Annotated in this window: 1 protein-coding gene; it reads left to right on the forward strand. The window is 75.5% G+C overall.

The genetic code is table 11. The features are described from left to right. Nucleotides 1-323 (forward strand): hypothetical protein (locus AB0C29_RS49615; protein ID WP_360835514.1); only part of this gene is annotated, 323 nt, incomplete at both ends.

Raw genomic sequence — 323 nt, forward strand, 5'->3', positions numbered from 1 at the left:
GGCTGCCGCGGCCCGCGCCGTGGCTGTGCTGGAGCCGCTGACGCCCGGCCACGAGCTCGCCATGGCGTACAGCAATCAGGCTCAGCTGGACATGCTCGCCGGCCTGCGGGAGGCGGCGTTGCGCCGGGCCGGGCAGGCACTCGACCTGGCCCGGCGGCTGGACGACCGGGAGACGGTGACGCACGCCCTGACCACCATCGGATCGGCTCGGTTGCAAGCGGACGACCTCGGCGGGCGGGCCCAGCTCGAGGAGGCCTTCCGGGTGGCCTGCGACGCCGGCCTGCCCGACCACGCGGCCCGGGCGGTCTGGACCATGTCCACGA

Source organism: Actinoplanes sp. NPDC048791 (assembly GCF_040650095.1).
Classification (GTDB): domain Bacteria; phylum Actinomycetota; class Actinomycetes; order Mycobacteriales; family Micromonosporaceae; genus Actinoplanes.